The following is a 23,569-nucleotide window of genomic DNA, read 5'->3' as shown; positions in this document are numbered from 1 at the left end:
GTTGTCTCCGGGTAACGTCCTAGGTCTGTTGCCGGAACGGGGCGGGAAAATCAATGGCTCCGGAATTGGATGGGAGAAAGACATGCGAATTCTGTTTACCGGCGGCGCGGGGAAGGCCGGGCGGCACGTGGTGCCCTACCTTGTGGCGCAGGGGCACAGGGTGCTCAACCTCGACCTTCAGCCGCTGGAGGCGGAGGGGGTGGACAACCTCGTCGTCGACCTTGCGGACGCGGGGCAGGTGTTCTCTGCCATGCAGAGCTACGCGGGCTTCGACGAACTGGAGCCGGGCACCGGCCTGCCGAAATTCGACGCGGTGGTGCATTTCGCCGCCGTGCCGCGCATCCTGCTCAAGCCGGATACAGAGACCTACCGGATCAACACGCAGTCCACCTACAACGTGCTGGAGGCGGCGATGAAGGCGGGCGTGGCCAAGGTCATCTTTGCCTCGTCGGAAACCACCTATGGTGTGTGTTTCGCCGACGGGCACCGCCAGCCGGAGTATCTGCCGATCGACGAGGAGCACCCGACCGTGCCGGAGGACGCCTATGCGCTGTCGAAGGTCTGCAACGAGGCGACGGCGCGGGGCTTTCAGGCCCGGTTCGGGGCAGACATCTACGGACTGCGGATCAACAACGTGATCGAGCCACAGGAATACGCGACGATGTTCCCGGCCTTCGTGACGGATCCGGGTCTGCGGCGGCGCAACATCTTTGCCTATATCGACGTGCGGGATCTGGGCCAGATGGTGGACTGCTGCCTCAGGACCGACGGGCTGGGCTACGAGGTGTTCAACGTTTCAAACGACGATCTGTCTGTGGCGCTGTCGAACGCGGAGGTGCGCGAGCGCTTCTACGGCGGTGTCCCCGTGCGCCGCGAGATGGGCGGCAACGAGACCTTCTACTGCAACCGCAAGGCAAGGGATCTGCTGGGCTTCGCACCGAAGCACAGCTGGCGCGAGGTTCTGACAGAGGTCTGAGGCCGTATCTGCCAAGGGGCGGCCTTGCCCGCCCCGACCCGGGCACGGGCGTCCGCTCCCTGGTCCGGTGACGATACCGCGATGGCCGGGTGGGGGATGGGGGTTTGGGGGAAGCGTTGCTTCCTCCAAATCCGGCGCCCGGTACGGCAGGGGCTGTGCGTGACGGTTGTGGGGGTCGTTGACCCATCTCAAGGCGTCGCGGCCCGTTTCGTGCCACCCTGTGCCCGAAGCCCAGCAGGAGGTCCGTCATGGAAGATCTGAACCCCGCCGTACCGATCCCCCCCGATGCCACACCGTTTCCCGCGCCCGCAGCGCCCGCCGCGCTTGGTCCGCGCAGCCATCCCGTGCCGACACCGGACCAGATACGCCATGCCTTCGAGACCGGGGAATACCCCTACAGCAAGAAACTGACGCGCGCGGCCTACGAGCGGGAGAAGGCAAAGCTGCAGGCGGAGTTGCTGAAGGTGCAGCTTTGGGCGCTGGAGACAGGGCAGAAATTCGTGCTGCTGTTCGAAGGCCGTGATGCCGCGGGCAAGGGCGGCACGATCAAGCGGTTTACCGAGCATCTCAATCCCCGCCTCGCGCGGGTCGTGGCACTGAACAAGCCCTCTGACGCGGAGCGCGGGCAGTGGTACTTCCAGCGCTACATCCGCCACCTGCCCACCGCCGGGGAAATCGTGTTCTATGATCGCTCGTGGTACAATCGCGCCGGCGTCGAGCGGGTCATGGGGTTCTGCGAACCCAACGATTACCTCGAATTCATGCGGCAGGTGCCGGAGCTGGAGCGTATGTTCGTGCGGTCGGGCATCCGGCTTTACAAATACTGGTTCTCGGTCACGCAGGCCGAACAGAGGGCGCGGTTCCTCAGCCGCGAGACCGACCCGCTGAAGCAGTGGAAGCTGTCGCCCATCGACAAGGCTTCGCTGGCGAAATGGGACGATTACACCGAGGCCAAGGAGGCCATGTTCTTCTACACCGATACGGCGGATGCGCCTTGGGTGGTGGTGAAATCAGACGACAAGAAACGCGCCCGGCTGAACTGCATGCGGCATTTCCTGTCGACGCTGGATTACCCGGACAAGGATCACCGGCTGGTCGGGCGGCTCGATCCGCTGATCGTCGGCGGGGCGAGCCATGTGATCCACCGCTCCGCGCATATCCTGGGCACCGCGCTGCACCCCGACACGCGACGGGTCGAGCGCGTCGCGCAGGGGGGCTGAGAGGCAGGTTTCGGGGGGGCGGTCGGAGGCCCGGCTCCTGCGGAGCGGCGCGTAGGAGTATTTGGACCAAGAAGAAACGGAAGCGCGCCTCGCGGAGGGCCTGGATAACGGCGGTGGGGGGGGGGCGTTGTCCCCATCCGGGGCGCGGCCTCGGAGGTGACAGAGAAGCAGAGAAGCAGAGAAGCAGGGCAGGTGGGTGACCGGGGGGCGGGGCCTATGTTTGCGGCCTGAACGGGGGCGTTTGTGGCGGCTGTGGCGGCGGGGCCTGCGCGGGTCAGACGATGCGGGCGAGCCAGTCCATCAGGGGGCGGGCGCGGGACATGGTTCCCGTGATGGCGGTGTAGGGATCGCGGGTGAGGTCCTCTTCGAGGTTGTCGGCCCAGGCCACGAGTCCGGTATGGCGCAGCAGACCCGCGCGGGGATGATCCTCCGGGTAGGGGGCGGGGACGTGATCGAGCGTCGGGTCGTCGCTTCGCCAGCCGGTCAGCAGGGCGGGCAGCGCCTTGCCCCCGGCGCTCGCGACGGCGGCGAGGTAGCGTTCCTGCTGCGGCGTACTGAAGGTCATCACCCCCGCGCCGAGGGTGGCGTAATCCGGCGCGATCCCCAGCATCCATGCCCGCCCGTCGGGCAGCGACCACATCATGTGCAGATGCGTGTGGTAGGGGGTCTTGTCTTCGGTGAAGCGCATGTCGCGGTGCGGGCGGAAGAGTTTGGTCCGGGGGTGGGCGCCCAGATCCGCCGCAAGCCAGAGCGCCACGTCCGCCAGCAGCCGTTCCGCGGGGCGTTTGAGTTGCGAATCGTAGCGGGCCTTGTTGGCGCCGAACCATGCGCGCGTGTTGTCGTGGCCGAGTTCCGCGAGGAACGCCCGCGCATCGGGAAACAGCGACGAGACAAGGATACGATCAGCCATAAAGAATTTTGTTCGAAAAGGGAGTGTGGCGACAGTCTAGCACGCTTGTGCGCGCGTTGCACGTGAAGGGTTGCACATGGAGCGCGCAGCGTCAGGTGACCGAGAGAGCGCAGCGCCAGGTGACGGAGGTGCTCGCCCGTGGCTTTCTGTGGCTTGCTGTGGCTTGCGGGTCGGTTTCCGAAGTAGGGGTCGGTTTGCGGGGCGGGGAAGCTTGCTCTCCGCGCAGGGGGCGCCTAAAGGCTGATCAAATGGATGCCTCGAACATGAAATCTGCTGACAATACCGCCGAAAAACCGGGCGAGATGCCGGCCGATGCGCCGTTTCAGAAAACGCCCGAGAAAACGGGTCGGAACCCGATCCCGGACCCTGCCATGACCTATGCGGACCACCTGCGCGCGGTGCTGGGCCTTGGGGTGCCGCTGATCGGCGGGCATCTGGCGCAGTTTGCCATCGTGCTGACCGACACGGTCGTGCTGGGGTGGTATGGCGTGCCGGAACTGGCGGCACTGACGCTGGCTTCTTCGTTGTTTTTCTCTTTGTTCCTGCTGGGGTCCGGTTTCGGCTGGGCGGTGCTGCCCATGGTCGCGACCTTCGCGGCGCGGGGGGACGAGGGGTCTATCAGGCGGTCCACGCGGATGGCGCTGTGGTGGTCTGTGATCTATTTCGTCGCCGTGCTGCCGGTCCTGTGGTTCTCAGGCCCGGTGCTTCGGCAGATGGGCCAGACGGAAGAGGTGGCCGGGCTGGCGCAGAGCTACCTGAGGATCGCGGGGCTTGGCATGTTGCCGGCAATGGGCGTGGTGGTGGTGAAGAACTACCTCGCCGGGCTGGAGCTGACGCGGGTGGCGTTGTGGCTGACGGTCGCGGCGGCGGTGGCCAACGCGGGGCTGAACTGGGTGCTGGTCTTTGGCCGTTTCGGCCTGCCGGAGATGGGGATTCAGGGCGCGGCGCTGGCTTCGCTCGCGGTGCAGGCGCTGACCTTCGGGCTGGTGCTGGCCTACGCGCTGCGCCGACTGCCGGGATACCGGCTGATGCACAACCTGTGGCGACCCGACGCGGATATGTTCCGGCGGGTCTTTGCGCTGGGGCTGCCGATCGGGCTGACAACGCTGGCGGAGGTCGGGCTGTTCGCGGCGACCTCGGTGTTCATGGGATGGCTGGGCACGGTGCCGCTGGCGGCGCATGGGGTGGTGATGCAGATCGGTTCTGCCGCTTTCATGTTGCAGCTGGGTCTGTCCAATGCCGCGACGGTGCGGGCGGGCAACGCACTGGGCCGCAGCGACGGAGATCACCTGATGCGCGGCGCGCGGGTGATTGCCGCGGTGAGCGTGGTGGTGGCGGGGCTGTCTATCGCAACCTTCCTGAGCATTCCCGAGGTGCTGCTGGGGGCCTTCATCTCGCCGCAGGAGCCGGAGCGGGAGGCGATCCTGCAGGTCGGGCGCGGCCTGTTGATGCTGGCCGCGATGTTCCAGCTGGTCGACGCGCTGCAGGTGATCCACGTTGGTTTCCTGCGCGGGCTGCACGATACGCGCGTGCCGATGGTGATGGCGGCGGTGGCCTACTGGGGCGTCGGGATGCCGGGGGCGCTGATCTTCGGGTTTGGCCTAGGATGGGGCGCGCCGGGGATCTGGTTCGGGTTGGTGCTGGGGCTGACGGCAGCGGCGGTGCTGCTGATGGCCCGCTTCTGGCGGCACGGGCGGGGCATGATCCCGGAGGTGCATGAGACGCCCGACAGGCCCGACAGGCCCGACAGGACCTGGGCCTGACCGTAGGCCCCGGCTGACGCGTTGCCCGAGGGGCCGCGCGCGACTGGTGGGGGGCTGGCGACTGGCGGGGACGCCGATTGCGCCTCTGGGGGTATTCCGGACCCCGCCCATTAAATCGTTGATTGAGCGTTGGGGTCGGGTGTTTACTTTACGGCAGGTCCCTTGCCGGGCCTGCAAGCGCAAAGATTTTCAGATCATACTTTAATCGGGGAGTTCCATCATGGAAGCCACCATGGGTCGTGCGGTGGACAGCCGCAATTACCAGGAAGACGTATCCTACGGCGAGGCTTTGTCGCGCTTCTTCAACGGCTACATCCAGTTCGAGGGACGGTCGAACCGGGGCGAGTTCTGGAAGGCGTGGCTGTGTTGTTTCGGCATTTCGATCCTGGCCGGGATCGTCGACAGCATCATCGGCATGCAGGTCGTCAGCACGATCTTCAGCCTCGCGGTCCTGATCCCCTCCATCGCCATTGCCGCGCGGCGGTTGCACGACATCGACCGGTCAGGCTGGTGGATGCTGATCGCGCTGATCCCCGTCGTCGGCATCATCGTTCTGCTGGTCTGGTACGCGAAGTCGCCTGACCCGGCGCCGAACCGCTTTGGCTGAGGCGCGGGGACTGGCGGGAAGGGCGTCCCCGGCGGGGCGTCCTGTATTGGTGGCCGGGGCGCGGTGGTGAGTGATCGGCGTCGCGGAATGCGGCGCCTGGGCAGGCGGCCCTGTCGGGGCAGTCGACGTTGACCATCCACGGGGGCGACGCGGTCGATGAGCGTACCAAAAGCCCTTGCCCGCAAGGTCGGCTTGCGGGGCATGTGAACCTTGCCGCCTCCGCCAGCGCCTCGAAGACCGCGTGGTGAGGTCGACATTCAGGCGCATGGCGCCCTCTCTGGTCGTATGGATAACAACAGGGCGGGCAGTGGGCTGCGCGTCAAGCGTGGCGCTGCTTGTGTTTCGGTCGGTCTGTGCCTATAGGGCCTCGACCTTGGGCACAAAGGAGCGGTGATATGGGTTTTCGCATGGGGATCGTGGGTCTGCCGAACGTCGGCAAGTCGACCCTGTTCAACGCCTTGACCAGAACCGCCGCAGCACAGGCGGCGAACTTTCCCTTCTGCACCATCGAACCCAACGTGGGCGACGTGGCGGTGCCCGATGCCCGGCTCGACAAACTGGCGGCGATCGCCGGGTCGAAGCAGATCATTCCCACGCGCATGACCTTTGTGGACATCGCGGGCCTGGTGAAGGGCGCATCGAAGGGCGAGGGCCTCGGCAACCAGTTCCTGGCCAATATCCGCGAGACGGATGCCATCGCGCATGTGCTGCGCTGCTTCGAGGATGACGATGTCACCCACGTCGACGGGCGCGTTGATCCGGTTGCCGACGCGGAGACCATCGAGACCGAGCTGATCATTGCCGACATGGAGAGCCTGGAGAAACGGTTGCAGAACATCGTCCGCAAGGTGCGCGGCGGTGACAAGGAAGCGGTCCAGCAGGAGCGCCTGATGAAAGCCGCGCTGGCCGTGCTGGAAGAGGGCAAGCCCGCTCGCGTGGTCGAGGTCGACGACGAGGATCTCAAGCAGTGGAAGATGCTGCAACTTCTGACGTCGAAGCCGATCCTTTACGTCTGCAACGTCGATGAGGGCGAGGCCGCGACCGGCAACGCGCTGTCGCAGAAGGTGGCGGAGATGGCCGCCGCGCAGGGCAATGCGCATGTGGTGATCTCGGCCAAGATCGAAGAGGAAATCAGCCAGCTCGACGCGGAGGAAGCAGAGGAGTTCCTGACGGAGCTCGGGCTGGAGGAGGCGGGTCTCGACCGTCTGATCAAGGCGGGCTACGCGCTGCTGGACCTTGAAACCTACTTTACCGTCGGCCCCAAGGAAGCGCGGGCCTGGACGATCAGGCGCGGCACCTCGGCGCCGCAGGCGGCGGGCGTGATCCACGGCGATTTCGAAAAGGGATTCATCCGCGCGGAAACCATCGCCTACGACGATTTCGTGGCACTGGGCGGCGAGGGGCCGGCAAAGGACGCGGGCAAGATGCGCGCCGAGGGCAAGAGCTACATCGTGCAGGACGGCGACGTTCTGCACTTCCTGTTCAACACCTGAATTCGGCGCAATCCGGGCTACGGGGGGCGGTCGCGGCAGGGGGTCGCGGCGGCCCCTTTTGTTTGGGCGCACGTAGGTATTCGGGCCCGCGCGGGACCGGGATTGATCCATGTCATCGCGGGGCGGCGCGTTGCATTCGATAGGATGTCTGCATCAATCCCGGAGTGCCGTCATGTCCGAAGCAATCCCCGCAGCCGCCGGCCCGTCCGCTGACTCGCGGCTGTCGCATTTTCCGATCACCTTCTTCGCCTCTGTCATGGGGTTGGCTGGGCTGACGCTGGCCACGCATGTGGTTGAGGCGCGTTTCGGCCTCGGACCGGGGGCAAGCCGCGTCCTGCTCGCACTCACGGTGGCGGATTTCGTGCTGGTGGCGGCGGTCTACGCGCTGAAAGCGTGGCGGCATCCGCAGGCGGTGGTCGCGGAGTGGGCGCATCCGGTGCGGCTGGCCTTCTTTCCGGCGGTGTCGATTTCGCTCCTGCTGATCGCCACGGCGGCGCGGGCAGAGTTTCCGGGCGCGGCGCACGTGCTGTGGCTGGCGGGGGCCGGCCTGCAGGGGACGCTGACGCTGGCGGTGGTGTCCGGCTGGATCGGGCGGCGGCCCTTTCAGCCGATGCACCTGTCGCCGGCCTGGTTCATCCCGGCGGTGGGCAACGTAATCGTGCCTGTGGCGGGCGGGGGCTTTGGCCATACGGAACTGGCGTGGATGTTCTTCGCGGTCGGGGTGCTGTTCTGGCTGGTTCTGCTGACGCTGGTGATGAACCGACTGATTTTTCACGACCCGCTGCCTGGGCGGCTCTTGCCGACGCTGGTGATCCTCGTGGCGCCGCCCGCGGTAGGGTTCCTCGCGTGGTTGCAGTTGAACGGTGGTGCGCTGGATGCGTTGGCGCGGGTGCTGTACTATGCGGGTGTCTGGTTCGCGGCCATCGTCGCGCTGCAGGTACCGGGGGTGCTGCGCATCCCCTTCGCGCTGAGCTTCTGGGCGCTGAGCTTCCCGGTGGCGGCATTGACGCTGGCGACGCTGCGGTATGCCGCGCTTGCCGGGTCTGAAGCCCATGACCGGGCAGGGATGGTGCTGTTCGCGGTGCTGGTGGTGGTGGTCGCGGCGCTGGTGGTTCGGACGCTGGGGGCGGCGGTCCGCGGCCAGATCTGCCTCCCGGAGTAGGCGGGAGCAGCGTCGGCAGCTGGTCCAGTCACCGGGCGAGCGGCAATTTCGCGCCACAAAGGAGAGGATGCACGAATCGGTACGAGACGGGCCTCGCCTATCTCCAAAGGGCCGTATCCCTGCTTCTGCAGGGGGCTACCAAGGGTGGTGAAACAGTTGGGGAAGGGTGACGCGGACCTCCTGTTTGCGAGGCATACCTTGGTTGCCCGCAGCGATCCCAAAACCGGCCTCATGCGACCGAGCGTCAGGTCGGACACATGATGCTGGTCCCGGAGGCCACAGTCAGGCAACTCAGAGCGAGCGAAACACGGCGTTGCGCTCCAGCGCGCCGCAGAAGCGATAGGTGAGGGTTGGAAAGAGCCGGGCCAGCTTTTCGGCGTATGCGCGCTGTTGCCAGGCCCTGGGCGCCTCCAGAACGATCACGGGCCGATGTGCCGAAATCAATGCTGGCGCGCCGTCGAGGGCAGGGCTCTCGTGCCCCTCGATGTCGAGCTGAAGCACTGCCACCCGCCGGGTCAGCGGCACGAGATCATCGAGCCGCTTCACGGGGACGTCTATCGTTTCTCCCGCCGCAGGGGCGTCCGCGATCCTGGCCCGCGCCGCCATCGCCTCCCCCGAGGGCTTTGCCACCTGCAGCGGCAGGACCCCTTCCGATGCGCCAACAGCACAGGAATGCAGCGTCACGCGTTTCAGCCCGTTGAGGGCTATGGTCATCTCCGCGGCGGCACGGCTGATGGGGTTGGGTTCGAATGTATGCAGCATCGCCTCGGGGGACAGCCCCGCCCCCAGAGCGGGAAGGAAGTCACCGACAAAGGACCCGCCCGCGACGATGTCCCCGGTATGGCACAAACGTCGCATCAGGCGGATCGTGTCCGGCTCATAGACCCCACCGGCGGAGGAGACCTGCGGCACTTCGCGTGACTTGTAGACCTCCGGAAGGCAGTAGAATCCGTATTCGTTAACGGCAATCGAATAGGGATACTCGGGCTCGGGGATGCGCATCGGGGCCTCGTGGACTTTTGTCCACCGGATGGCCCGCCGGAGCGGCTGTCAAGAATGTGGGGATCGGTGGTGGCGTGGGGGGGACTCGAACCCCCGACCTAACGATTATGAGTCGTTCGCTCTAACCAACTGAGCTACCGCGCCGGACCGTGGGCGGGGTCTAAGGTGACTGGCGCGTGGCGTCAAGCGGGAAAACCCGGGTTTCTGGCATTCCGGCGCCGCTTTTTCCGATGCCGTTGCGACACCGTAATGCACCGTCCGCGTCCGGTGTGCGAGGGCGCCGTCAGCCGTGGCAAAGCCATTGATCACTTTACGATTGTCTCGTCCTTGACGAACATGTTGGCCCAGGCCCGGTCGATCAATTCAGGGGTCATCTTGTAGGGGAGGCCTTCGAAATCGCAGATCGCGATCATCTGGTCGATCAGGAAGACTGGCTGATAGTTGGCGTAAATGCTGCCAATTTCGGGGTAATGGTTCTTGAGCAGGTGAACGAGCGATGCCTCGTCCAGTTGCATCTTCTTCTTCCGCGCGACGAGGGCGAAGATCTTCAGGTAGTTTTCCTGGTTCGGCCCGTCGATCTTGATCTTGAAGAAGATCCGGCGCAGCGCCGCCTGATCGAAGATCTCGTTGGGGTGGAAGTTGGTGGAGAAGATCACGAGCGTGTCGAAGGGGACTTCGAACTTCTCGCCGGACTGGAGGGCAAGAATATCCTTGGCCTCCTCGAGCGGCACGATCCAGCGGTTCACCAGTTTCTGCGGCGGTTCCGCCTGGCGGCCGAGATCGTCGACGATGAAGATGCCGCCGGTCGACTTCAATTGAAGCGGCGCCTGATAGGTGCGTGCGGTGGGGTTGTAGACGAGGTCGAGCATGTTGAGGGAAAGCTCGCCCCCGGTGATGACGGTGGGGCGCTTGCACAGGACATAGCGACGGTCGAACCGCGTCGTGCGGCGCAGGGAGGTGGTGTCCTCCGCATCGGCTGGCGCCTTCGTGTGCACGATGGGGTCGTACATGGCGATGATCTGACCGGAGTATTCCAGCGCCCGCGGCACGTAGATCAGATCGCCCATGGCGTCGCGGATACCGTTTGAAATCGAGGACTTGCCGTTGCCCGGCGGCCCGTACATCAGGATCGAGCGGCCCGAGGACACCGCAGGCCCGAGGTTGGAGATCAGGTCCTCGGGAAGGATCAGGTGCCCCATGGCCTGCAGCAGCTGTTCGCGCGTGATCTGGATATTGCGGATCGACTGGCGTTTGACCTGCTCGCGGTAATCGTCCAGAGGCACCGGCATCGGTCCGAAGTATTCCGACTGTGCCAGAGCGTCGAGCGCGCGCGCCTTGCCGCTGTCGGTCAGCTGGTATGGCATTTCGTTGGCCACCTGCCCGGCGGCTCCCAGTGTGCCCATGGCCTCCAACAGGCCCTGCGCGCGGGCCATGTCGATGATTTCCTGACAGACGGGAACCGGCAGGCAGACGGCGGCGGCGAGATGCGTCACCTTGTTGGTATTCTTGCGAAACAATGTTTTCAGCACGATGTCGCGCATCATGACCGGTGAGAGGTTCATGTCTTCGATGCGGCGCGGCGCGGGGGGCGCCAAGACGGCGCTGGTCTGCATGTTCATCGCTAATTGTCCTGCCCGGAGGTCCTTGGTTGCCAGAATGATTGGGCTTTGTGGCGGCATCGGGGCGGGAGGTGGGAAGTTGGGGGGCGTTCGTGCGCAAGGCAATCGCCGGGGCCGTCTGTCCGGCACCTGCCAGCGCGGCCGCAGGTTCCCGGACTGTTGGGGATGTTCGGCGCCGGAGATTCCCCGCTGTCGCGGCAGTCGAAATCCTGAGCGTGGGTGGGTCGCCTGACGGGGACTCAGGTCCCCGGTTGACCGTAGAGGATGCCCAGGGCGAGGTAGACGGCCAGGGTCGGCCCGAGGGCGAGGCCCATGGGGAACTTCTTGCCCTTGTGCCAGCTGTCCCAATCCGGGGCCAGCCGCCGTAGCGGCGAGTATTTCGCGATGCGGTGACCGATGTAGGCCGCCATCAGCATGGCGCCGAAGAGCAGCATAAAGAGGCTGAGATCACCGAGGTGGATGAAGGGGGCCATGGCTGCGATCCACTTTGCGTCACCCGCGCCCATGGCGCGCGCTGCGGTCAGGGCCATGCCCGCGATCAGCGCGACGACGAAATAGACGTAGCGCCAGAGGTATTCCTGAAAGGGCAAGGCGATCAGCCCGACCACCACGAAGACCGCGAAAAGTGTGACGACCGCGTGATTTGGAATGCGCATCGCCTTCAGATCGGTGAACATGATGTAAAGGCAGAGAGGCGCGGCGAAGGGCAGGAACCATGTGGCCGCGTGTGTGGTGATCGACATCATGGTTCCAGTCCGCCGTCAGGCGCCGTTTTCGAGCGCGTTCAACGCGGTTGCCGCCGCCTCGAAGTGCTGGGGATGCGTTTCCACCGCCTCGCGCAGCAGGCCTTTGCCGATTTGAACATCGCCCCGTTTCACCGCCGCGAGGCCCAGCGTATAAAGTAGTTCGGCCCGCTCCTGCTGGGTCATGGGGATCACGGGCAGGGTGTAGCTGCCCTGAGCGCCGCGTGCCATGACGAGGTTGTTCTTGGCCGTGAACATCGTGTTGTCGGCGCGGATGGCCTCGCCGAAAAGACGCTCCGCGTCCTTGAAATCTCCACGGGTCAGCTTCGAATAGCCCCAGTTGTTCATCACGGAGGCCGGGGTCGTGGTCAGGCCCATGGCAGTCTCGTAGAAACTGTCGGCTTTCGGCCATTCCTTCTTGCTGTCGGCGATCATCGCCTCGAGCCGGTAGCGTTTGTAGGTTTCATGCGTGGGCGGGATGGCGCGCAGCGCCTGCTCCGCCCCGGTCCAGTCATTGGCCCGGATGAGCGCGTCGGCGTATTCGACGCGATCCTCATTGGTGGCGTCGTCGTGCCTGGCCACATGTGCCCAGGCGACCTTGGCCTCCGGGATGCGCTTGGCGCGGATCAGAGACTGGGCAAGGCCGCGCTGCAGATCGATGCGGTCCGGATCCTTGGCCGCGGCGCGCTGGAAGTAATCGACCGCCTCGTTCGGGTCGCCTACCGTCAGCATGACCTGATTGAGGTTTGATTCATCAATGACGTTGACGCCCTGAAACGCGCGGTCCATCTCGGCCTTGTCGATCGCCTTTTCGCAGGCCGTCAGTGCGGTCACGGCGACCACGCACATGGGTACAAGAATGGGGTGGCGCATGCTGCCTGCGTCCTCTTGCTGCTCTGCCTCATCCCGCCTTTGCGGCGGTGTCTTATGCTTTGCCATGCGCCCTCTGGTCGGGGTGCTTCGGCAGATCGGCCCGGCGGGCGGGCACGCTGTGTTTTTCAGTACTCGGTATTTTTCGGTACTGGGTATTATTCGGTACCTGGTGCGATTTCGTATGCGCTGGACCCACGTCGGACCAGCTTGAATGCCGCACCATCGCTTTCATCATAAATGCTATTGTCGAGTTTAGCGAGTGCCAAGCGCAGATTGTCGCGGATTGAGTCGTTTTCGCCATTGTCCAACGCGTAGGCCTTGCGGAAGACCTGAGACGCTTCGGCGGTCTTGCCCCGTTCCATCAGGGTGACGCCAAGGTTGTTCCAGGCCTCGGGCCAGTCCGGCTCCAGTTCGACGGCGCGGCGCAGCAACTGTTCGCTCTGGTTCAGGCGGCCCAGGGCGAGGTTGGACGAACCCAGCGCCACGAGCACCTCCGCAGTCAGCCCGTCGGTTGCGGCCGCGCGCAGATAGGCCTCCAGCGCCAGCTGGTATTCGCGCGCTTCCATCAAACGATGGCCGACGGTCAGCCCGTCCACGGCCTCGCCCGTGGGGTCGAGAGCCGGGGCGAACGGTGTGTCGGGCGGGGCGGGGTCACGGCCGAGGCAGCCAGCAAGAGCGAGCATCAGACCTATCGCGAAAAGCGCGCGTATCTGGGTGTTCATTGCGGACATGCGCCCATGGATCGCTCTTGCTTCAGGTGCTGCTGGTCTGCCGGGACGGCATCGCCAGCCTGCATCCGTGGTGCAGCAATGCCCGCGCGATTGCAACGGTTCGCTGCGTCCGCAAGGCCGGTCCCGGACGGCGAGACGCCCCCGGGCCACAGGCACGGGGGCGTCAAGACAGGTCGGGGCTGCAGCGCTTAGTGGGAAAGCGAGCCCATGGCGGAGATATTGACCACGGAGGGACCCACGAGGATGATGAGCAGGGGCGGCACGGTCAGCATCATGGTCGTCAGGGTCATCTTCGTCGGCAGCTTGTTGGCGGCTTCCTCGGCACGCATCACGCGCTTGTCGCGCATCTCGCTCGCGTAAACACGAAGCGCGTCCGAAATCGACGTCCCGAAGGTCTGCGCCTGGTTCAGAACGGTGACAAAGCTCGATACGTCCTGCGACCCGCAACGTTCCGACATATCGTTCAGCACCTGCCCCTTGTCCTTGCCTGCCTTCATCTCGTTGCTGATGATTTCGAATTCGTCCGCCAGCGCGGGGAACGCGGCGCGGATTTCCTTTGCTACGCGGATGATCGATTGCTCCATCGACTGGCCCGCCTCCACGCAGACAAGCATCATGTCCAGCGCGTCGGGGAAACCCTGCTGGATCTCCTCCTGCCTTTTCTGAGTGCGTTTGTTCACCCAGAACTTCGGCGCGAGATAGCCCACGCATCCGGGCATGAGGATCGTGAACATCTTCGACTGCATCGACGCTTCGGCGGCATCGACGAAGAACAGATAATACAGCGTGCCCATCGTCAGCAGTCCGAGGCCGGCGCTGAACTGGAGGAAGTAGAAGATCTGGACTGCATCCTTCGAACGGTAGCCCGCCTGCAGGAGCTTCAGCCGGATCTCGGAAAGCTCCTTTGCGTCCTGCGGTTCGAGGAACTGCGCGTATTTGTTCAGTTTCTCGTTGCGTTTCTTGTCGCGAAGAACCGCGCGCGCGTTGGCGTCCATCTTTTGCCGCGAGGTTTCGCGCAGCTTGTCCATCGGATCCGGCTTGTGAGCCAGCATCATGGGGATGGTCGCAAGGATCAGCAGGATCGCGAGGCCCGCCACCACCAGCAGGGGTCCGGCTGGCCCCAGCAGGTCGGTAATCATGGTGTTCAGTGTGTCGAGCATGATGGGGTAATCCTCAGACCTTGATGTTAACGAGCCAGCGCATGACGATCATGTTCAGCGCCAGCATGACGCCGACCACCAGACAGGCCGGAATGAACCACGGGTGATCGAGAACGTCGTCGTAGTAATCGGGTTTGGCGATCTGGATGAAAAGCAGCGCGCCGACTGGAAACATGGACAGAAATTTACCCGACCACTGCGCCTCTGCGGTGATCGCCTTTACCCGGCGGAAAAGCCGGAACCGGGCGCGGATCACCTTTGCGAGGCCTTCGAGGATCTCCGCGAGGTTGCCGCCCGCCTGCTGCTGGATGGCCACGGCGACTGCGAGAAAACGCATGTCCTGCATGTCCAGCCGTTCCGCCATGTGTTTCAGTGCCTCGCCGAGGTCGCGTCCATAGGCCGCCTCGTCGGAGATAATACCGAACTCGGTGGCCAGCGGATCCTTGATCTCCTTGGAAACGATGGAGATCGCGGAGGAAAAAGGGTGCCCCACGCGCAGCGACCGCACCATCAGCTCCACCGCGTCGGGTAGCTGTTCCTCGATCATCTTCATGCGTTTGTTGGCCTTCTGGCTGACCCACATATAGACGCCGCCGATCCCCATGAATGCCGCCACAACGATACGCACCGCCACGGAGGTCGTGGTCCCCACGGTCAGCCCGAGGAAGGCAAAGACCGTCGCCGCCGCCATGATCATCATCAGTTGCTGCGGCGTGAATGCGATGGCCGCCTTGTTCGCCTGTTCTGCCAGCAGGGAGTAGATGGGCAGAGATTTGCCCTCCATATGCTGGTCCATCTCCTTGCGAAGCTTGGCAAGAACGTCCTCCCGGTGCTCGCCCTTCTCCAGCATCTCGAGCCGGCGGTTCACCTTGTTCGAGAGGGAGATCGATTTGCCGAAGGCCACGAGGTAGACGCCGTTCACCAGGACGACGACCCCCAGGAAGATCATCCCGTAGATGATGGGTGCTGTGGACAACATGACGATGAACTCGCTTTTCTTCGATCAATGGGACGGGCGGCCGGGCACGGTAACTCGGGTGTCAGTCGGGCCGGAAGGGTTCGTAGATGGAGGAGGGGATGTCGTATCCCCACATCCGGAAGCGTTCGGAAAAGGCCGACCGGACGCCGGTGGCGGTGAAGTGACCGATGATCTTGTTCTCCGGAGTCAGGCCCACGCGCTGGAAGCGAAAGATCTCCTGCATCGAGATGACATCGCCTTCCATGCCGGTGATCTCCGTGATGGAGGTCATCCGGCGCGAACCGTCCTGCAGGCGGGACGCCTGCACGATGAGATTGACCGCCGAGGAGATCTGCGAGCGCATCGCCTTAAGCGGCATGTCGATACCGGCCATGGCGATCATGTTCTCCAGACGTGCGACGCCGTCGCGGGCAGAGTTCGCGTGGATCGTGGTCATCGAGCCGTCGTGGCCGGTGTTCATGGCCTGCAGCATGTCGATGACCTCCTCGCCACGGGTTTCCCCAACGATGATCCTGTCCGGACGCATCCGCAGGGCGTTTTTCAGGCAATCGCGTGGCGTGACAGCCCCTTTGCCCTCCACGTTGGGGGGGCGGGATTCCATGCGCCCCACGTGCGACTGCTGCAACTGGAGTTCCGCGGTGTCCTCGATTGTCAGTATGCGTTCGCTGTCGTCGATGAAGGAGGACAGGGCGTTCAGAGTGGTGGTTTTCCCCGAACCCGTACCGCCGGAGACGATGATGTTCAGTCGGGTCGCCACGGCGGCCTGAAGATAGACGGCCATTTCCTCCGTGAAGGCACCGAACTTCACCAGGTCGTCAATGCCCAGCTTGTCCTTCTTGAATTTCCGGATGGAGACGAGACTGCCGTCGATGGCGATGGGTGGCACCATGGCGTTGAAGCGCGAGCCGTCCATCAAACGGGCATCGACGTAGGGGTTCGATTCATCGACGCGGCGCCCGACGGCGGACACGATCTTGTCGATGATCCGCATCAGGTGCCGTTCATCCTTGAAGGTGATGTCCGAGAGCTGAAGCTTGCCCGACCGTTCGACAAAGATCTGATGCGGCCCGTTCACCAGGATATCGGAAACGGAATCGTCCTTCAGAAGCGCTTCCAGCGGGCCGAGACCCTTCACCTCGTCGTAAAGGTCGTTCATCATCGCGCGCCGCTCTTCGCGGTTCAGGACGATGCCACGCTCGGTCAGGGACTCGGTCGCGATGGAGGAGATTTCGTCACGCAGCTCGGTTTCGGATGCCTGTTCCAGCGCGGCAAGGTTCAGGTTCTCCAGCAGCGCGCGGTGGAGCTCGAGCTTGACCTCCGCGAGGCGTTCCTTGCGCTTCTTTTCCTTGTCGGCGGCGATGGCATTTGGCGCGATCTTCTCTGGCCCCCTGCGGCGCGTGGCCGTGGGCAGACGGGTTTCCGACGATGGCCTCTCGGCAACGGGTTCCGGCGCGACGACCGGTTTGGGTGCCTCGGTTCCGGTGGGCTTCTTGTAGCGTGAAAACATCCAGCGTCTCCGGTTCAGGCCGCTTCGGCGTCATCGGCGCCGATCGCATTCAGCAATTCAGCGAGTTTCACGATTTCCTTGCGCAAGGGGTTTTTCGCGGCGTGGCTGGCCAGAGGAAGGCCGTGGTCGCAAGCCTGCATGACTGCACGTCCTCCGTCGGGCAGTTGCACGTCGAGGGAGATTCCCAGCGAGTCAGCCATGCGCTTCACCCGGCTCTTGCCCTGCAGGTCGGTGAACTTCGGCGCGCGGTTCAGGGCAAAGCGGATCTTGTCGAACGGTAGATCTTCCGACTGCAGCATCCGCTTCAGGCGCAGGGTGTTCTGTGCCGAGCGCATGTCCAGTTCCACGAGGGCAAGGAAAATCTGCGCCTCGTTCAGCACGGTTTCCGTCCAGTGCACCAGGCTGCCGGGCATGTCGATCACCACGTAGTCGAAGTGTTCGCGGGCGATGCCGAGGAGCTTGGACACTTCTGTCGGTCCGATGATGTCCAGCGGCAGAATGTCGGCCGGCGAGGTGAAGACCTGCAGCTTGTCCTCGAAGGACACCAGCGCCTGCCCGAAACTGTCACCATCGGCGGAGTCCATGTCGGAGAGGGTTTCGAAAACGGCCTCGCGGCGGGGCAGGTCAAGGTAGGTCGCAACCGAGCCGAATTGCAGGCCAAAGTCCATCAGGCAGACCTTCGGCCGCTTCGAGCCGGATTTGTGCGTCGCCAGTTCGTAGGCGAGGTTTACCGCCAGTGTCGTGGCGCCGCACCCGCCCGATACGCCTTGGACGGCGATCACCACGCCATTGCCACCGGCAGTCAGTTTCTTCTTCACGGGTCCGCTTTCGGGAACGGTCTCCGGTTCCGGCTCCGGCTCGGGCGCGCGGATACGCGCCACAGCGGCCTCAAGTTCGCCCTCCGGCAGGGGGTAGGGGATGAATTCATCGGCACCGGTGCGCAGCAACTGGTGCAGGGAGGCGGGCGTCACGTCCTCCGCGATCAGGATCACCTTGATCCCGTGTCCCTTGGTGCCGCGAATGATGTCCGCCAGCAGGCTCAGTTCGCCTTCGTCGATGGCATCGATAGCCATGGCCACGAATTCGAGGCTGTCGGCCTCGGGCTGGGTCAGGAAGGCCAGCGCTTCGTCAAAGCCGAGGTCCCCCCAGCCTTCGCCAAGCAATGTCTCCATGTCCTCAATCAGCAGGTCGAAATTCTGTACGTCCCGGCTGATGGTGCAGGCCACGATCGGTGCGGGATCTGCGGGTGTACTCGTCATGCCTCTCGTCCTTCGGTCGCGTGCCCCCGGGACATGGTCACGGCGTTCTGCCGGCCCCCGAAAGACACGGGCGCCGAGTCATGTCGGCGCACGGGTGTCTATCGCCAAACTCCCCCGGAAAGGCGGCAACATTTGGGCCAAAGTTTCGTAATTGTACGGAGTTTCTGGACGCTGACGCCCGGAATGGGCGATTTCGTGACAGCGCAATCCAGCCTTCCATCGGGGTGATATGGAAACGGAAACGGGCCTCCCGGCAAAGGAGGCCCGCTGAAAATAAATTCGTATCAATGACTTGCGGCGTCTGGCCGCGTGGTCAGCCGCCTGTGCCGGCGCTGCCCTGGCCAAGCGTACTCGAAGGTGCAGCGCTGTTGACATACTCGCGGTAGATCACGGCGGCGTATTTACCCTCCAGCACTGTCGGGTGGCTGGCAACAAAGCCCGAGACTTCTGTCACCGTACGCCGGTTGCGCCGCTCGCGGCCTTCGGTAACGATCAGCGGCTGCGTCTCCCCGTAGGAGACTACCGCCTCCAGCCGCGCAGACGAAATCCCCTGGCTGGCGAGGTAGGACACCACCGCCTGTGCCCGTGCCATGCCGAGCCGCTTGTTGTAGGCATTCGAACCCACGGCGTCGGTGTGGCCGTAGACGCGGAACCGCACTTCGGGGAACTGCCGGATCCAGCCAGCTTGCGCGCGCAGCACGGTCATGGCGGTCGCGTCCAGCGCCGAGGAATTGAAGGCAAAGGTCACCGTGGTCGGTACTTCGGAGGCAAAGCGCTGCGACAGATCGTAGACGTATTGCTTTTCGCCGGTCATGATCTGGTGGTTGTTCATGGTGGCGTTGCCGAAATCGCCCGTGTCCGCCTTCATTCCGGCTTCCTTGCGGAATCCGGTCTCGATGCCGCCATCGCCCGAGGGCGAGCATCCAGCCATCGCCAGACACAGCACAAGGCCGGTCAGCGCGAGACGGGGAAGGGGGGTATGTGCCATGGTCGGTCTCATTCCATCACGTAGCCGTAAGAGCCGGAGAAGTCCTGCTTGGCCACTTCGGCGGCCGCACCCTTGCGCGGAGTCCGGACCCCGCCGATGTCGCCGTTCATGAACAGCTGACGCTCGGTCGGGAGGGTGACGCGGTCAGTCGGCAGGGCCAGCGCCTCGCCGCGCGTCGGGGTGACCAGATGCGGCGTGACGATGATCACCAGTTCGGACTGGCTGCGCTGGTATTCCGCGGACCGGAACAGCGCGCCCAGCACCGGCACATCCCCCAGCCACGGGATCTGTTCGTTCTGGTCGTAGAAGTCGTCCTGCAGCAGGCCCGCGATGGCAAAGCTTTCGCCGTCGCGCAGTTCCACCGTGGTCTGCGTCTCGCGCCGTGAGAAACCCGCGATCGTGATCGCGTTCAACGAAACCCCGGTCGTCGTGTCCAGCGACGAAACCGCCGCCTTCAGTTCGAGGTTGATGAGGTCGCCGTCGATCACCCGCGGCGTAAAGGCAAGTTCGACACCGAAAGGCTTGAACTCGATGCTGACGGAATTCTCGCCCTGCGAAACAGGAACCGGATATTCCCCACCTGCGAGGAACGTCGCTTCCTGCCCGGAAAGCGCGGTCAGGTTCGGTTCCGCCAACGTGCGGACCATGCCCTTGCTTTCCATGGCTTCGAGCAGCATCCCGACCTCGAGCCCGCCGGCATTGAAGCCGAGCACGACCGCGCCTTGCGTATTCACGCCGGTGGTGGTGAGCTTGTTCCGGACGAGATCCTCGGTGGCATTGATGGCTGCTGTCCCGGTGCCGACCTCCAACCCCAGCGCGCCGCCGCCGACGGAGCCGCCGGTGGCGAGAGAAGCACGCAGGGCCTTGGACACCGAGCGGCGCATCTCCGCAAAACGGACCTTCAGCATGACCTGCTGGATACCACCCACGACCATCAGGTTCGACACCCGCTCCGGCGCGTAGCGCTGCGCGAGGTCGAGCGCACGCTCCATCCGGGCGATGGACGTCACGGTGCCCGAAAGCACGATGCCGTCGTTTGCGGTGCGCACCTCGATCTTTTCCTCGGGGAGGATCTGCCGAAGGCGTTCCTTGAATTCGGTCACGTCGGGCGCGACGCGCACGTCCACGTTGGTGATAAGCTGGCCTTGCGGATCGAGGATCGTCAGCGTCGTGGTGCCGGGCGCCTTGCCCAGTACATAGATTGTCCGATCCGAGAGAGAGGAAATATCCGCGATCGCCGGGTTGGCGATGGACAGTTCCGCGAAGGGCACATCGCTTTCCACCACCACAGCGCGGTTCATCGGCACGCTCAACACGGATTCGGTACCGGTGCGTACCACGCGGAGGGTCTCCGCATGGACTGGCGCCGACAGGGTCGTGACGCCGAGGGCCAGCCCGGTCAGAGCCACCTTCAGAAAGCCGTCAAATGTCATGTGACCTGCCTTTCGATCACGCCTCAAGAGCAGGTCTTGCCGCCTGCGTTTCCCCATACTCTGCGGTACGACGACATTTTTTGCAAGAATCAAGGTCATACGCGCCGGTCTTTCTGTGGGTAAAGGGTCACAGGCACGCTCTGAGACGGGGCCGGTCCAAAAGCCAAAGGCCCCGCCAGGGAGCAGGGCCTTCGATGTACCGGTGTCGGGACGGAACCGGAGCCGTCAGTTGTTGCAGGGAATCGGGATCATCACGACCTCTGCGCCGCGGCGCACCCGAGTGGCGCAGGTCGGTGCTGCCTGCACGGGTGCGGCCACAGGAGCCTGTTCAATTCCCAGCATCGACATCTGGTCAATCTCGATCGACTGGTCGACGACCGTGTTGTCCTCCACCCCGATCAGCGAGAGCGTAAGACGGCCGGTGGATTGCGCATGGGTCAGAACGGCGACCTGTTCCCGGCTGGCGGCGATGGTGACGGTGCGCGCGATGGTGGTGGAGGTGTTGTCGCTATCGGCGCTCTGGTCCACGGCGATCAGGCGGACGCCCGTCTGGATCAGCTTTGTCACCTCGTTATTGCCTTGGGCACCCGACACGCGGCCGGTCCAGTAAACGTCGACCCGGTCGCCGGGGCGCAGGAAGCCGGATACGCCGGAGGCCACGTCCACCTTGATGGCAAAGGCGCTTTCACCCGGTCGCAGGTGCGACCCGAGGCCTGCGGACCCACCCGGTTCAGACACCTTGGTCGGTAGCAGCGCCTCGTATTTCTCGATGGCCCGCAACGCCACGCGCCGGTCGATGCCCGGCCCCAGAACCGGGTTGTCCTTGGTAAAGGCGCCTTCGGGCAGGATTTCTTCGGGCCAGGGGGCGAGGCGGATGTCCTCTTCCTTGACCTCGTGTCCGTAGGGGATGTCCTTGATCGAGACGTAGATCATCTTGGTCGGGACCGCCGCGACGGTGTTCTTCCTGGCCTCTGTCAGCGCGTTCTCGTAGGCGCCTATGTAGTTCTGCGCCATGTATACGGCGAAACCGGCGAGGCTGATCCCCGCGATCAGGACTAGTCCGAATACAAGTCGCATGGTTGTCTCCTGTAATACGTTGGAAGCCCGGCCAAAGCCGGGCGGCAAGGTGGGCGCGGCATGGTGGGCCGGGTCCCGGTCCTCTCCGCAAGATTTACCGCAAAGGCAGCAGAATTAAGGCCGCATCAAAGCTTTCCCGGGCCGGTTGCAGCGCTTGCCCCTGGTTCGGTACTGCACTTCGATCGCACGCCCGGCGGGGGCGTTACTCTCCCTCGCGCAAAGCGCGAATGTCGTCGGAGGCCGTGGTGATGGCCGTGGCGGTTTCATCGCTGAGAGCAAAGGTCTGATCGCCAAGGACGTGGAACGCACCAATGACCAGGGCGACCATGCCGGCTGTCAGAACGACCCAATCGATCGTGACGGCTCCGTCTTCGTCGATCAAAAAGAGTTTATTCATGTCTGCTCTTTCCTTGCGAGCGTCGCAGCTGCGGGTCTTTTCCAAGTCAGAGCGGCGGCCGCTCGTGGCGATGATCCGGGGGCAGTCGTCTGTCAAATGGACGATGCGCCCCGCAGGCTGCGCGTCAGCCTGTCCCGAACATGCGCAGAAGGGCACGACGGCAAAGCCGCCGTGCCCCTTCAGCAGACCCTTTGGCCAGCTGATTCTATTATTCGCCGTAGCGGCCTTCGACGGCTGCCTCGTTGGTGACGGCGGTTGCGGCTTCGTCGATCAGGTCGAAGGCGTTCTGCGAGATCGTCGAGTAGGCGGCGATTGCCAGGCCCACGACGGCGGCGGTCAGAACGACCCAGTCAACGGTCACGGCGCCAGCTTCGTCGTTGCGGAATGCTTTGAAGAACTTGATCATGGTCTCTCTCCGTAGGTGTGTTGTGTGTTGCTCACGCTAACCAGACCGGGCGTTTCAGCGGGCCTCTCTCTTTGCCCCGCCGCTTGCTGGTATGAGGACATATAGCCCCTGCTTTGGGGCGAGAGTTTGGCCACATTCGTATGTTTTCGCGGTGCAAGAAATATTTTGATAGGTTCCCGTAGGGGTTTGATTAATATATACAAATAAAATCCGGACTTCGCCGGCAGTGCCCATGCCTATATACTTTTGGACAGGGCATTGAGGCCACCCGTTCCCGTTTCCGCAACGGAAGTGGAGTTTGTTTGGAGATTGTGTCAGACTTTCGCAAAGAAAAAAGCCCGCAGAGGGTCCGCAGAGGGAACGAGCAGCCCATGGGATCGATAAAATTCGCCGCGGCCTTGCTGGCCGCTTCGCTTGCCTTGCCCGTACTTGCCTTGCCCGTACTGGCCGAAACGCAGCAGGGCTTCCCGGAATTCTCCGCGCGGCGGGTGAAGCCGCCGAAGCCGGGCGAGAAACGGATCACCGTTCAGGTGCCTCTGCGGGCGAATCCTGCGGTGCCGCCCTTGCCGGTGGCAAAGGCTCCCGTGGCGGGCGGGGCGCTGGCCGTGCCAGCCGTCGCGGCCACCCCACGCGCGGGCGGGGACCAGACCCGTGGCCAGTACGCGTGGTTCTGGGATGCGGTTTCGCCTGATCGCGGGGCCAGCACGCCGGGGCGTTTGGCACCGGCTCTCGTCGCGCTTTCCCAAGGGCCGGGGGGCGCACGGGTCATGGCGCCACGCCTGCAGGACCTCCAGGACATCGCGGCGCGGCACGGGCTGGACCTGTTGCGCGAAACCGTCGGAACGCGGGTTTCCCCGGCGCTGGCCCTCGCGGTGATCGCGGTTGAATCCTCCGGCAGGGTGGCGGCGCAAAGCCATGCAGGCGCTCTTGGCCTGATGCAGCTGATGCCTGCCACGGCGGACCGTTTCGGCGTGACGGACCCGATGGACCCGCTGCAAAACATCCGGGGCGGAGTGAAATTCCTTGATCTTCTGATGGAGAAGTTCGCAGGCGATCCGATCCTCGTGCTGGCGGGCTACAACGCGGGCGAGAATTCCATTGGTGATGCCGGGGTCCCGGATTATGCCGAGACCCGCGACTACGTCCCGAAGGTACTCGCCGCCTTCGAAGTGGCACGCGGCCTATGCCTGACCCCGCCGGAGCTGATCTCGGACGGCTGCGTGTTCCGGGTATCGCAATAAGGCGGGCGCGCGCGTCGCGGTGC

General features: G+C 64.1%; 22 protein-coding genes and 1 tRNA gene. 7 read left to right on the top strand and 16 right to left on the bottom strand.

Annotated features, from left to right (window positions below; genetic code table 11):
- The first annotated feature begins 82 nt into the window (after window positions 1-82).
- Both J5474_RS02475 and ppk2 read left to right on the top strand, forming a co-directional pair.
- A complete protein-coding gene (locus J5474_RS02475; protein ID WP_209358974.1) occupies window positions 83-976 on the top strand; it encodes an NAD-dependent epimerase/dehydratase family protein in 894 nt (297 codons plus the stop codon).
- 248 nt (window positions 977-1,224) lie between these two features.
- Entirely contained in the window at window positions 1,225-2,196 is a 972-nt protein-coding gene (gene ppk2, locus J5474_RS02470) for a polyphosphate kinase 2 (protein WP_209358972.1), read from the top strand.
- Window positions 2,197-2,470: 274 nt separating this feature from the next.
- Here ppk2 and J5474_RS02465 read toward each other — a convergent pair whose 3' ends face one another.
- Complete coding sequence (locus tag J5474_RS02465) at window positions 2,471-3,106, bottom strand: TIGR02453 family protein (protein ID WP_209358970.1); 636 nt, start codon at window positions 3,104-3,106, stop codon at window positions 2,471-2,473.
- A 263-nt stretch (window positions 3,107-3,369) separates the two neighbouring features.
- Here J5474_RS02465 and J5474_RS02460 point away from each other — a divergent pair, with 263 nt between their 5' ends.
- The 4 genes from J5474_RS02460 (at window position 3,370) to J5474_RS02445 (ending at window position 8,131) form a co-directional block, all read left to right on the top strand.
- Window positions 3,370-4,869 carry an MATE family efflux transporter gene (locus tag J5474_RS02460; protein WP_342453999.1) on the top strand — a complete coding sequence of 500 codons (1,500 nt, stop codon included), beginning with the start codon at window positions 3,370-3,372 and terminating at the stop codon, window positions 4,867-4,869.
- Between the two features lie 220 nt (window positions 4,870-5,089).
- Complete coding sequence (locus tag J5474_RS02455) at window positions 5,090-5,476, top strand: DUF805 domain-containing protein (protein WP_245216192.1); 387 nt, start codon at window positions 5,090-5,092, stop codon at window positions 5,474-5,476.
- 395 nt (window positions 5,477-5,871) lie between these two features.
- Complete coding sequence (gene ychF, locus J5474_RS02450) at window positions 5,872-6,969, top strand: redox-regulated ATPase YchF (protein ID WP_209358968.1); 1,098 nt, start codon at window positions 5,872-5,874, stop codon at window positions 6,967-6,969.
- A gap of 172 nt (window positions 6,970-7,141) precedes the next feature.
- Entirely contained in the window at window positions 7,142-8,131 is a 990-nt protein-coding gene (locus tag J5474_RS02445) for an SLAC1 anion channel family protein (RefSeq protein WP_209358966.1), read from the top strand.
- A gap of 291 nt (window positions 8,132-8,422) precedes the next feature.
- Here the strand turns inward: J5474_RS02445 and J5474_RS02440 are convergent, their stop codons facing one another.
- From J5474_RS02440 to J5474_RS02370, 15 genes are all read right to left on the bottom strand, one after another.
- The gene (locus J5474_RS02440; protein WP_209358964.1) at window positions 8,423-9,133 is read right to left on the bottom strand and encodes an FkbM family methyltransferase; all 711 of its coding nucleotides are present in this window, start codon (window positions 9,131-9,133) and stop codon (window positions 8,423-8,425) included.
- A 67-nt stretch (window positions 9,134-9,200) separates the two neighbouring features.
- Window positions 9,201-9,277: transfer RNA gene (locus J5474_RS02435), tRNA-Met, on the bottom strand.
- Between the two features lie 161 nt (window positions 9,278-9,438).
- Window positions 9,439-10,752, bottom strand: a complete 1,314-nt coding sequence (locus J5474_RS02430) for a P-loop NTPase family protein (protein ID WP_209358962.1) — start codon at window positions 10,750-10,752, stop codon at window positions 9,439-9,441.
- 239 nt (window positions 10,753-10,991) lie between these two features.
- Window positions 10,992-11,495 carry an A24 family peptidase gene (locus J5474_RS02425; protein WP_209359491.1) on the bottom strand — a complete coding sequence of 168 codons (504 nt, stop codon included), beginning with the start codon at window positions 11,493-11,495 and terminating at the stop codon, window positions 10,992-10,994.
- 18 nt (window positions 11,496-11,513) lie between these two features.
- Window positions 11,514-12,368 carry a tetratricopeptide repeat protein gene (locus tag J5474_RS02420; RefSeq protein WP_209358960.1) on the bottom strand — a complete coding sequence of 285 codons (855 nt, stop codon included), beginning with the start codon at window positions 12,366-12,368 and terminating at the stop codon, window positions 11,514-11,516.
- 155 nt (window positions 12,369-12,523) lie between these two features.
- A complete protein-coding gene (locus J5474_RS02415; protein WP_245216191.1) occupies window positions 12,524-13,051 on the bottom strand; it encodes a tetratricopeptide repeat protein in 528 nt (175 codons plus the stop codon).
- A gap of 236 nt (window positions 13,052-13,287) precedes the next feature.
- Window positions 13,288-14,259 carry a type II secretion system F family protein gene (locus J5474_RS02410; protein ID WP_209358955.1) on the bottom strand — a complete coding sequence of 324 codons (972 nt, stop codon included), beginning with the start codon at window positions 14,257-14,259 and terminating at the stop codon, window positions 13,288-13,290.
- Window positions 14,260-14,272: 13 nt separating this feature from the next.
- Window positions 14,273-15,238 carry a type II secretion system F family protein gene (locus tag J5474_RS02405; RefSeq protein ID WP_209358953.1) on the bottom strand — a complete coding sequence of 322 codons (966 nt, stop codon included), beginning with the start codon at window positions 15,236-15,238 and terminating at the stop codon, window positions 14,273-14,275.
- Window positions 15,239-15,299: 61 nt separating this feature from the next.
- The gene (locus J5474_RS02400) at window positions 15,300-16,745 is read right to left on the bottom strand and encodes a TadA family conjugal transfer-associated ATPase (protein ID WP_209358951.1); all 1,446 of its coding nucleotides are present in this window, start codon (window positions 16,743-16,745) and stop codon (window positions 15,300-15,302) included.
- Between the two features lie 14 nt (window positions 16,746-16,759).
- Entirely contained in the window at window positions 16,760-18,004 is a 1,245-nt protein-coding gene (locus tag J5474_RS02395; RefSeq protein ID WP_209358949.1) for a CpaE/TadZ family protein, read from the bottom strand.
- 313 nt (window positions 18,005-18,317) lie between these two features.
- Window positions 18,318-18,992 carry an OmpA family protein gene (locus J5474_RS02390; protein ID WP_209358947.1) on the bottom strand — a complete coding sequence of 225 codons (675 nt, stop codon included), beginning with the start codon at window positions 18,990-18,992 and terminating at the stop codon, window positions 18,318-18,320.
- 8 nt (window positions 18,993-19,000) lie between these two features.
- Window positions 19,001-20,425, bottom strand: coding sequence for a type II and III secretion system protein family protein (locus J5474_RS02385; protein ID WP_209358945.1), 1,425 nt, complete (start codon window positions 20,423-20,425; stop codon window positions 19,001-19,003).
- A gap of 225 nt (window positions 20,426-20,650) precedes the next feature.
- Window positions 20,651-21,502 (bottom strand): Flp pilus assembly protein CpaB, encoded by an 852-nt coding sequence (gene cpaB / locus J5474_RS02380; RefSeq protein WP_209358943.1) that lies wholly within the window; start codon window positions 21,500-21,502, stop codon window positions 20,651-20,653.
- A 202-nt stretch (window positions 21,503-21,704) separates the two neighbouring features.
- Window positions 21,705-21,899, bottom strand: coding sequence for a hypothetical protein (locus tag J5474_RS02375; RefSeq protein ID WP_209358941.1), 195 nt, complete (start codon window positions 21,897-21,899; stop codon window positions 21,705-21,707).
- Between the two features lie 208 nt (window positions 21,900-22,107).
- A complete protein-coding gene (locus J5474_RS02370) occupies window positions 22,108-22,305 on the bottom strand; it encodes a Flp family type IVb pilin (protein WP_209358940.1) in 198 nt (65 codons plus the stop codon).
- Window positions 22,306-22,676: 371 nt separating this feature from the next.
- Between J5474_RS02370 and J5474_RS02365 the strand changes: the two genes are divergently transcribed.
- Window positions 22,677-23,546, top strand: a complete 870-nt coding sequence (locus J5474_RS02365) for a lytic transglycosylase domain-containing protein (protein ID WP_209358938.1) — start codon at window positions 22,677-22,679, stop codon at window positions 23,544-23,546.
- The last annotated feature ends 23 nt before the right edge of the window (window positions 23,547-23,569 follow it).

It is taken from the genome of Sagittula salina, assembly GCF_017813235.1.
GTDB lineage: Bacteria > Pseudomonadota > Alphaproteobacteria > Rhodobacterales > Rhodobacteraceae > Sagittula > Sagittula salina.
Note: the sequence above shows the minus strand (reverse complement) of the source record. Positions and strands in the feature narration are given on the sequence as shown.

Excerpts from the sequence above, each read along its gene's own strand:
- J5474_RS02475 (WP_209358974.1), top strand. The coding sequence starts at position 83 with ATGCGAATTCTGTTTACCGGCGGCGCGGGGAAGGCCGGGCGGCACGTG.
- ppk2 (WP_209358972.1), top strand. The coding sequence starts at position 1,225 with ATGGAAGATCTGAACCCCGCCGTACCGATCCCCCCCGATGCCACACCG.
- J5474_RS02465 (WP_209358970.1), bottom strand. The coding sequence starts at position 3,106 with ATGGCTGATCGTATCCTTGTCTCGTCGCTGTTTCCCGATGCGCGGGCG.
- J5474_RS02460 (WP_342453999.1), top strand. The coding sequence starts at position 3,370 with ATGAAATCTGCTGACAATACCGCCGAAAAACCGGGCGAGATGCCGGCC.
- J5474_RS02455 (WP_245216192.1), top strand. The coding sequence starts at position 5,090 with ATGGAAGCCACCATGGGTCGTGCGGTGGACAGCCGCAATTACCAGGAA.
- ychF (WP_209358968.1), top strand. The coding sequence starts at position 5,872 with ATGGGTTTTCGCATGGGGATCGTGGGTCTGCCGAACGTCGGCAAGTCG.
- J5474_RS02445 (WP_209358966.1), top strand. The coding sequence starts at position 7,142 with ATGTCCGAAGCAATCCCCGCAGCCGCCGGCCCGTCCGCTGACTCGCGG.
- J5474_RS02440 (WP_209358964.1), bottom strand. The coding sequence starts at position 9,133 with ATGCGCATCCCCGAGCCCGAGTATCCCTATTCGATTGCCGTTAACGAA.
- J5474_RS02430 (WP_209358962.1), bottom strand. The coding sequence starts at position 10,752 with ATGAACATGCAGACCAGCGCCGTCTTGGCGCCCCCCGCGCCGCGCCGC.
- J5474_RS02425 (WP_209359491.1), bottom strand. The coding sequence starts at position 11,495 with ATGTCGATCACCACACACGCGGCCACATGGTTCCTGCCCTTCGCCGCG.
- J5474_RS02420 (WP_209358960.1), bottom strand. The coding sequence starts at position 12,368 with ATGCGCCACCCCATTCTTGTACCCATGTGCGTGGTCGCCGTGACCGCA.
- J5474_RS02415 (WP_245216191.1), bottom strand. The coding sequence starts at position 13,051 with ATGCTCGCTCTTGCTGGCTGCCTCGGCCGTGACCCCGCCCCGCCCGAC.
- J5474_RS02410 (WP_209358955.1), bottom strand. The coding sequence starts at position 14,259 with ATGCTCGACACACTGAACACCATGATTACCGACCTGCTGGGGCCAGCC.
- J5474_RS02405 (WP_209358953.1), bottom strand. The coding sequence starts at position 15,238 with ATGTTGTCCACAGCACCCATCATCTACGGGATGATCTTCCTGGGGGTC.
- J5474_RS02400 (WP_209358951.1), bottom strand. The coding sequence starts at position 16,745 with ATGTTTTCACGCTACAAGAAGCCCACCGGAACCGAGGCACCCAAACCG.
- J5474_RS02395 (WP_209358949.1), bottom strand. The coding sequence starts at position 18,004 with ATGACGAGTACACCCGCAGATCCCGCACCGATCGTGGCCTGCACCATC.
- J5474_RS02390 (WP_209358947.1), bottom strand. The coding sequence starts at position 18,992 with ATGGCACATACCCCCCTTCCCCGTCTCGCGCTGACCGGCCTTGTGCTG.
- J5474_RS02385 (WP_209358945.1), bottom strand. The coding sequence starts at position 20,425 with ATGACATTTGACGGCTTTCTGAAGGTGGCTCTGACCGGGCTGGCCCTC.
- cpaB (WP_209358943.1), bottom strand. The coding sequence starts at position 21,502 with ATGCGACTTGTATTCGGACTAGTCCTGATCGCGGGGATCAGCCTCGCC.
- J5474_RS02375 (WP_209358941.1), bottom strand. The coding sequence starts at position 21,899 with ATGAATAAACTCTTTTTGATCGACGAAGACGGAGCCGTCACGATCGAT.
- J5474_RS02370 (WP_209358940.1), bottom strand. The coding sequence starts at position 22,305 with ATGATCAAGTTCTTCAAAGCATTCCGCAACGACGAAGCTGGCGCCGTG.
- J5474_RS02365 (WP_209358938.1), top strand. The coding sequence starts at position 22,677 with ATGGGATCGATAAAATTCGCCGCGGCCTTGCTGGCCGCTTCGCTTGCC.